General features: G+C 35.3%; 10 protein-coding genes. 9 read left to right on the forward strand and 1 reads right to left on the reverse strand.

From position 1 onward, the window contains the following. Positions 1-41 precede the first annotated feature (41 nt). The 6 genes from AC1M9J_RS14590 (at position 42) to AC1M9J_RS14615 (ending at position 4,157) form a co-directional block, all read left to right on the forward strand. Positions 42-539 (forward strand): plasmid replication DNA-binding protein, encoded by a 498-nt coding sequence (locus AC1M9J_RS14590; protein WP_481952561.1) that lies wholly within the window; start codon positions 42-44, stop codon positions 537-539. A gap of 1,166 nt (positions 540-1,705) precedes the next feature. Then, positions 1,706-1,867, forward strand: a complete 162-nt coding sequence (locus tag AC1M9J_RS14595; protein ID WP_481952562.1) for a hypothetical protein — start codon at positions 1,706-1,708, stop codon at positions 1,865-1,867. A gap of 111 nt (positions 1,868-1,978) precedes the next feature. Continuing rightward, a complete protein-coding gene (locus AC1M9J_RS14600; RefSeq protein WP_481596698.1) occupies positions 1,979-2,182 on the forward strand; it encodes a hypothetical protein in 204 nt (67 codons plus the stop codon). A gap of 183 nt (positions 2,183-2,365) precedes the next feature. Further along, positions 2,366-2,953, forward strand: a complete 588-nt coding sequence (locus tag AC1M9J_RS14605) for a recombinase family protein (RefSeq protein ID WP_481598096.1) — start codon at positions 2,366-2,368, stop codon at positions 2,951-2,953. A 104-nt stretch (positions 2,954-3,057) separates the two neighbouring features. Beyond that, complete coding sequence (locus tag AC1M9J_RS14610; protein ID WP_481598097.1) at positions 3,058-3,354, forward strand: hypothetical protein; 297 nt, start codon at positions 3,058-3,060, stop codon at positions 3,352-3,354. After that, entirely contained in the window at positions 3,351-4,157 is an 807-nt protein-coding gene (locus tag AC1M9J_RS14615) for a hypothetical protein (RefSeq protein WP_481598098.1), read from the forward strand. Before AC1M9J_RS14610 ends, AC1M9J_RS14615 begins: the two co-directional genes overlap by 4 nt. A 465-nt stretch (positions 4,158-4,622) precedes the next feature. On the opposite strand, the gene AC1M9J_RS14620 is transcribed toward AC1M9J_RS14615, so the two are convergent. After that, positions 4,623-4,754, reverse strand: a complete 132-nt coding sequence (locus AC1M9J_RS14620; protein WP_481596696.1) for a hypothetical protein — start codon at positions 4,752-4,754, stop codon at positions 4,623-4,625. Between the two features lie 329 nt (positions 4,755-5,083). Between AC1M9J_RS14620 and AC1M9J_RS14625 the strand changes: the two genes are divergently transcribed. The 3 genes from AC1M9J_RS14625 to AC1M9J_RS14635 all read left to right on the forward strand — a co-directional run bounded on the left by AC1M9J_RS14625 (position 5,084) and on the right by AC1M9J_RS14635 (position 7,091). Next, positions 5,084-6,046 (forward strand): replication initiation protein, encoded by a 963-nt coding sequence (locus AC1M9J_RS14625; RefSeq protein WP_481952563.1) that lies wholly within the window; start codon positions 5,084-5,086, stop codon positions 6,044-6,046. 62 nt (positions 6,047-6,108) lie between these two features. Continuing rightward, on the forward strand, positions 6,109-6,699 hold the full coding sequence (locus AC1M9J_RS14630; protein ID WP_481952564.1) for a coiled-coil domain-containing protein: 591 nt from the start codon (positions 6,109-6,111) through the stop codon (positions 6,697-6,699). A gap of 62 nt (positions 6,700-6,761) precedes the next feature. Continuing rightward, positions 6,762-7,091, forward strand: a complete 330-nt coding sequence (locus AC1M9J_RS14635; RefSeq protein WP_481952565.1) for a hypothetical protein — start codon at positions 6,762-6,764, stop codon at positions 7,089-7,091. Positions 7,092-7,249 lie beyond the last annotated feature (158 nt).

Below are 7,249 nucleotides of genomic sequence, written 5' to 3' on the forward strand. Positions count from 1 at the left end.
TATGTGTAACCTAAACATTAATTTATACAAAGAATTTAATGATGAAAGCACTATCGGTAATCGAGCTCGCAAAGCTTTATGGGCTAAACCGCCAAAGTATATATAAGCGTATAAATAAAGGTGATTTAAGCAAAAATAGTGATGGTAAAATTGACCTGTCAGAAGCCATAAGAGTGTTTGGTGAGCCATCGCAACGTAGTAGCGCAAATGTCACTCAGTTACAGTCAACAACGGTACAAAAGTCGGCAGAACTAGACATCATGCTACAACAGGTAAATTTGCTTCAAAAACAGCTTGAACTTGCCCAAGAGCGTGAGCAATTCCAACGAGAACAACTTAAAGCAAAAGATGAGCAAATCGAATCCTTACAGCGGTTACTAGGTGCACCGAAGACACCCACTCAACATGAGCAGATAGACGAACTGAAAATTGACTTAGTTGAACCAAATGTAAAAGTTCAAGTTACGGAAGATACATCCTTTGAGACAAAGAAAAAGCGTGGTCTTTTTAAACGTTTGATACGTGAAATATTAAATTGAACTCATAGAATAAAGATCGTTTCTAATTTATCTAATGAGGTAATGACCGTATCTGTAAAGCATTTTGAACAATAATATTTATAAACAGTTCCCATTTAATAAGTTAATGCTGAACTTAGAAAAAAAACTATCAAAATGTCAATATTGCCAACAGGGAAGATTTCACGCAAAGTAGTGGTTAGTAAGCATGGATTTTGTCCCTAAATTATCTCATCTCATGAAGTCAAATAGGCAAATGTAGATTTGATCGAAGAAATTTGAAGGTATAAAAAAATGAGTCTGGAATAATTATATGCTTTATGGATATTGTGACGTTACAGTTGCAATTTAGGCCGCTACCTGTCTCCGAAATTTTCGACGACGACGGAGACAAGTAGCTTCAACCGCGTATTACTGCGTTTTGAACGCAAGCCTAGGCATGCGCTATTGCATATTTGCGGTATATGTTTATACGGTACTGCATAACCTAGGTTATATCAAGTAATGCGCTCTCACATTATGGAGGGTGACGTATGTGCTACAAGTACATGCTTATCCAACTAATTAGCTTTATTGCTAATATGTTGGAAATCATAAATACATTGATTGTCTAGTGGTTCTGGAACCGCTTGCTAAGGCAGGCGGTTTTTTTTATGAGGTAACGGTTTTGGGATAAGTGGTCTACAGCTCAATCACTTAGGAATCAAAGTCTGAACCACAAAAATGCAGCGGTTTATTTGGTCGTGTAATAAGAGAGAAATTTGATTAATTTTTTTAAAGTTACACGTATAAGAGAAGATATTAAATTTTCGCATAATGGAAGAAATGAAAGCGCAACAAAGATTGCGCTTTTTTTATGTCCGAAAAATTGTGAAAGAATTTCAAATCCAATGCAAATTTATAAATGAAGCCCGCATCCAAAGTGGGCTTTTTTTATGCCTATAAAGAAAGGAGGAATATCTGATGACTTAGATTGTAAAAAGTACTTTATACAATTTAGCAATGTAGAAGCACAGTGAGTAATAGCACAAGATCCGCCTAACAAGGCGGATTTTTTTATGGAATTAGTTCTATCCCCATTGCGATGTACTCCAGAAGGGTTGGCGATATTACACAACAAATCTGAATTGTTTGGTCGTTTTAATACGCGGATAGACAGTTATTGATTATTAGAGAGGATTATATAAATGAAATTATCCAAAAATGTTTGGCAGGTTCTTTTTGTTTTAGTCGCAGTAATGTTTTTAACGTTTGGATGTGAAACATGGATTAAAGCAGAAGGTGTTGATTGGTCTATTGAAGCTAAAACTTCAGCAGTCGCTCAAATCAAAAAAAGTAATACCAAATAAGCAACGTACGTGAATGAAAGAGGATATCATCCTTATCAATTTATTTTCATTCACGTAGACGTTGCGGATATACTTTATTTGAAGCCAATAAATATCATAAGGTTGAGAAAAATGGGTGAGTGGAGTGAATACTTTGAGGATTACCCCGAAGAAGATATGGGTAACTATCGAAATGGTGTTTTTGATCCTGAATTAGCGAGACGCAGACATTCTGATAATTTCGTATCGAACTATGTTTCTTCACAAGAAGCACAGTTACGGAAAGAGCAACAAGAGATACTGATGCGTTTAAAGGGCATTGATTCGAAAAAGTAAATAAAAATATTCAGGCTCGCTCTAGGCGAGCTTTTTTGTATTTAATAGAACCTATCACTTAACTATACTCAAATAGTAATTTGAAAATTGCGTCCATGTTTCTATCATTAGACTTTAAATTAATATTAAATGATATTATTATCAATTTAGTTTCTTTATTATGTTTAAATGATAGGTTTTGTGATGACTATCCGTATTTATGTTCGTGCTTCAACAAAAGATCAAGATGCGAAAAGAGCACTTGAGGATTTAATCAGTTTCAGCAATTCATATGGTTCTCATCATGTTGATTACATAGAAAATGAGAGCGGAACTAAGTTAAATCGACCAGTTCTTTCGCAATTGCTTAATGATGCAAACCCAGGTGATATTTTATTGGTTGAATCAGTGGACCGTTTATCACGATTGAATCAGGCTGATTTTGAAGTTCTAAAACAACAGATTAGAGCGAAAGGACTACGTCTCATCGTCGCCGATCTACCAACAACGCATACGGTTACGACAGGTATGACAGGAGAGATTCTTAATGTCATAAATGCCATGCTGATTGATTTACTTGCCACAATGGCAAAACTCGATAATGACAAGCGCAGAGAACGCATCAAACAGGGGCTAAAACGGTCTGGATATAAGCCAACAGGAAAAAAAGCAAATACAGCTAAACATGAGCGTATTAAACAACTTCACGCATTAAATACGATGACAAAAGAAGAAATAGCTAAGGCGGTAGGGTGTGGAGTTGCAACAGTTTATCGAGTTATTAAAAACTAATATTAACTTGGCAAATTGATTAAAAAATTATGAATTTCAAAAAATTAACAAAGTACTGACTAAAATATATGTATGGGTAAACAACTTAATTATGGTGTTTTTTTATGAAAATTTCAAAACATACATCATCAAAGTTACTTGAACTTCTTTTAGCAGAAAGTCGTCAGAATTCCAAATATATGATTCGTGGTGTTTGCTATGACTGGTTAGGAGCTGAGGTTGAATACAAAATGGATGAAGAGCGTCAAGATATCCTGATCACGCTTAACAACCCATATTGTTATCTGAGTCTAAAGCCTCGGGAAGCTGTTGAATTAGGCAGTAAATTATGTGAAGCGTTACAAGAGTATGTTAGTGAGCTTAATAAATTTCATGAGGGGCCTAAAGAGGTGTTGTCATGAGAGATGAATTGACTCTTAAGCCACAAGCATTTGTTGACTGGATTGATGTCGAATTTAAGACATATAAGACAACTAATCTTAAACATATGCGCGAACTCGTGAAAACACTCTTAAAAAAATCAGTTTATATCTTAGGACTGTCAGAATATCCAATGTGCTCATGCAGTCATTTTATTCTTCGCATTAATGATCCTAAGAGTTACAAGGATGTAGAGCTATTTTTTAAAAAATTAGATAGAAAGATTCCACTCATTGAACAATGCACTCATTTAGTGGGAATTGAGTTTGGAATTGACTTCTGGAATAGCTCACCATCCTTTTGCACGTATCTAGCTAAAAATGTAGTAAATAAGATCGATATTTCCCAACGCTTTTATAGACGTAAAAGCGAGCAACGCAAGATACCAATACAAGAAAAGACAATGACAAAATTTTTCGAAGCAGATTGGCAACTTGCTTATGGGCATAAGCGAACAATGAGTTCGCAGTACAAAAAATATCACGGAGATCAATTATCACAGCACTGTTACTTTAAGAAGACTGACAATAAGCAGGTGCTTCCTAGAGATCAACATAGAGCGCGATATGAAGTAACGTTACACCTCAATTCGATATACGATTTTGGTTTTAGCTTGGCTGATATTAAGTTTGAAAAAATGCATCGAAGATGGTTTACCTGGGAGGGTGATCAAAGCTCAGCTTTGTTAAATGAACAAGTTAGATCTTGTCTAAGGGCTCTTTCAAAAAAGTGGAATAACGATGAATCAGTTAAGCATTTACCTTCGGCACCAATTTTTAAATAAAGCATTGAATTTTAAATTTTTTTTAAGTTTCTCTAATAACATGAATTTTTTGAGATCATCCCCGGGGGTATTAAGCCTCAATTTAGTTGCAAATAAGTTATAACTAACTTCAAACAAACATACATTTATATATTTATATAAATGTATGTTTGTACAAATGTATAAAGCTTTAAATGTATATATCGGTATGGATATATATGTACCTTATATAAGGGGTGAAGTCCTAGGAAAAAAGTTGATCGCCAATGTATTCACGGTGTATCGCATTTGATTTTTTACGAAATGTCCTTGTCTTAACCATCATCAACTAATGATGAAGAAATCATTTTATTTTTTATTCAAATAAGCAGTTATTTAGGCAACACCCTACACCGTATTATAAATACCGATAAAAGGAGTAAGGAAGTACCGACTTACCGAACTACCGAGTTACTCTAATATTCACGGGTGAGAATCTTAAAGTAATCAATCTTGTTGATCTTCCTCTTCTTCGATCAGTTCGTGCTCCTGAGTTTCACCGCGCTTAAGCTGTTCGATTGAGCGCTTCAAATGCTCTGTATTAGCGGGCGTAGATATTAAGTATTCGGTTTCATCCATTTAAAGCTCCTATAGTGCTTGCTAAGCTCATTTTTGAGCTATTTCGATTGAGACTATACAGACATCATCTTAGGTAAAAAAAGCGCTTAAATCGCAAATGATGAGCTTTGGTAAGAGTTTTAGTGCTCATTGAAAACGTATTATTATTTCAATCGATATTGAAGTTGTGTTACAAATACAGCAGACATAGAAAAGCCCCGATGACGTTCTAACTTGGCGGAAAGTCGTCAATCGAGGCTTGAATCTTTAAACAACAATAAGGGGGTTAATCCGTCTTGCGTCTGTAGACCATTTTACAGGGAAAGACGGTTTACTCAAGTAGTAAACGTATGGAATATACAAAAAGTCACTCAGCACTGACTAATTTTAAAACATCTTTAGTTGATCAACGGCAACTTGAGCTTTTTGATACCTTGCCGCGTAACCCTTATTGTATGGATGACAAACCGGGTTACATGCTGATTCGTACGAAATCAATAGCCCTAAAGAAACCCTATATTCAAATAAATCCACCTCTTACCACGGTTTACTTCGTTTTTGATGACGATAAAGATGATGCGGCATTATCCTGGTTTGATGCTGGTTTACCAAAGCCTTTCTGGACTACTCAAAACCCTAAAAATGGTCGCTGTCATCATTGCTACAAGTTAGAAATCCCCCTTTCTACAAGCGATTTTGCAAGCGTTAAAGCAATTAAATATGCTCAAGCGGTTTACTACGCATACGCGCTTAAAATGGGTGCTGACAGTGGTTATTCTCAGTTAATAACAAAGAATCCCTTGCACCCTAGATGGCGTACAACATTTTGGACTGAAAAGGCTTACACACTAGATTACCTTGCGGACTTTGTTGAGCTTCCTAAGCGTATTCCTAAGAAGCTTGAAGTAATAGGTCTCGGACGTAATGTTACAATGTTTGAGAAGGGCCGTCATTGGGCGTATAAGGCGATTAGAGACTATATGCACCATAACTATAGTTATGAGTGGGAAAGAGCCGTATACGCGCAAATAGAAGCGATTAACAACGGTTTTGAAGAACCTTTACCTCGTAGTGAAGTAAAAGCCACAGCTAAGAGTATTGCGAAGTGGGTTTGGCAGCGATTCAGCCATGGTGATTTCAGCGAAATTCAAGCTAAACGCGGTGCTAAAGGTGGAAAGGCTAAAGGCTTAGCTTATGCGGTTAAGCGTGAGCAGGCTGTTCAAATGAAAGCTAATGGGATAAACAACACACAAATTGCTAATCAATTAGGTGTCAGTAGAATGACAATTATTCGATGGCTTGATGGGGTGTAACAATAGCCTTATCAGATAACAGCTCCCTTAGTGAGCCTTTACAATAATTATAGGTTGATTTCATGTCTGCTTTTGACTCCTTTTATGGCCATAAGCTTTTAGGCCCTTTAATGTATTTTATCCTAGGTTTCAGTTCTGGTATCGGAGCATTAATAGTTTTTAATAACGAGTATGATAAACATCGAGATGCTCAAAAGGAGAAACTGGAATCTGATGTTCAAGATTTAAAAGATAACATTGTTGTCTACAAAGAAAGAGTAGAGAGTTTACAGGCTTCAATTTCAGCAAAGAATAATTTAATTAATCAACAAGCTGATCTAATACGTCAAAGGAATGATGAGCTTCAGACAATGAATTTGAATTTTGGCAAGTTAAAAAGTTCTTATGATACGTTATCGCAGTATTATCAAAATTTAGGTGGATCAAGTACTCAGCTACAGTCTAAATTAAATACAGCTCAACAAAACTGTAGCTTAATGACAAAAATCAATCAGCTTGAGTTAGAGAAAAAAAATTTAGTAAACCGCATAAATGATGTTAGTTCAGATGTATTTAATACGAATAAAGAAGCTTTAAAAGCTGATTTAAGATATCAGTTACAGCAAAATCATGAACGCCTTATGGGATTACAAGAAAAGTTAAATTGTTCTTAAACTTTAAAAATATTGATCAAAATTATTAACACTGAATTCAAAACAACAAGGATAAAAAGTATATGAAAAACAAAATTTTAAATTCTATATTGATCTGCGTATCATTTTATATTGTTGGATGTTCTTCGCCATCCGATGGTGATACTTTGTCATCAACAAATGTTTCTACTTCTACAAACTCGTCGGAATATTCAGCCGCAAAAAAGAAATATGTTGAATCTTGTGTTGAAGTTTCTTCTTCAACTGAGAGTTTTTGTAGCTGCCAGTATGATGCTTTGGATCCTTTATTATCTAAATCGATTGGTGAAAACTGGTCATCAAAAAGTATGGAAGAGAAAGACTTCCCTATATATATGGCAGCAGTCGAGGAAGCTGTTCCACAGTGTATATAAACTTTTTCATTAATTAATAGATACGTATTTCACATACTACTGAACGATGTTAGCGTTACATATAATTTATGTGTAACCTAAACATTAATTTATACAAAGAATTTAATGATGAAAGCACTATCGGTAATCGAGCTCGCAAAGCTTTATGGGCTAAACCG

This window comes from Acinetobacter sp. ANC_7588 (genome assembly GCF_056783995.1).

What these genes read in the sequence shown, in the direction of transcription:
- AC1M9J_RS14630 (WP_481952564.1), top strand. Translation starts at nt 6,109, where the DNA reads ATGTCTGCTTTTGACTCCTTTTATGGCCATAAGCTTTTAGGCCCTTTA.
- AC1M9J_RS14610 (WP_481598097.1), top strand. Translation starts at nt 3,058, where the DNA reads ATGAAAATTTCAAAACATACATCATCAAAGTTACTTGAACTTCTTTTA.
- AC1M9J_RS14590 (WP_481952561.1), top strand. Translation starts at nt 42, where the DNA reads ATGAAAGCACTATCGGTAATCGAGCTCGCAAAGCTTTATGGGCTAAAC.
- AC1M9J_RS14600 (WP_481596698.1), top strand. Translation starts at nt 1,979, where the DNA reads ATGGGTGAGTGGAGTGAATACTTTGAGGATTACCCCGAAGAAGATATG.
- AC1M9J_RS14615 (WP_481598098.1), top strand. Translation starts at nt 3,351, where the DNA reads ATGAGAGATGAATTGACTCTTAAGCCACAAGCATTTGTTGACTGGATT.
- AC1M9J_RS14605 (WP_481598096.1), top strand. Translation starts at nt 2,366, where the DNA reads ATGACTATCCGTATTTATGTTCGTGCTTCAACAAAAGATCAAGATGCG.
- AC1M9J_RS14625 (WP_481952563.1), top strand. Translation starts at nt 5,084, where the DNA reads ATGGAATATACAAAAAGTCACTCAGCACTGACTAATTTTAAAACATCT.
- AC1M9J_RS14635 (WP_481952565.1), top strand. Translation starts at nt 6,762, where the DNA reads ATGAAAAACAAAATTTTAAATTCTATATTGATCTGCGTATCATTTTAT.
- AC1M9J_RS14620 (WP_481596696.1), bottom strand. Translation starts at nt 4,754, where the DNA reads ATGGATGAAACCGAATACTTAATATCTACGCCCGCTAATACAGAGCAT.
- AC1M9J_RS14595 (WP_481952562.1), top strand. Translation starts at nt 1,706, where the DNA reads ATGAAATTATCCAAAAATGTTTGGCAGGTTCTTTTTGTTTTAGTCGCA.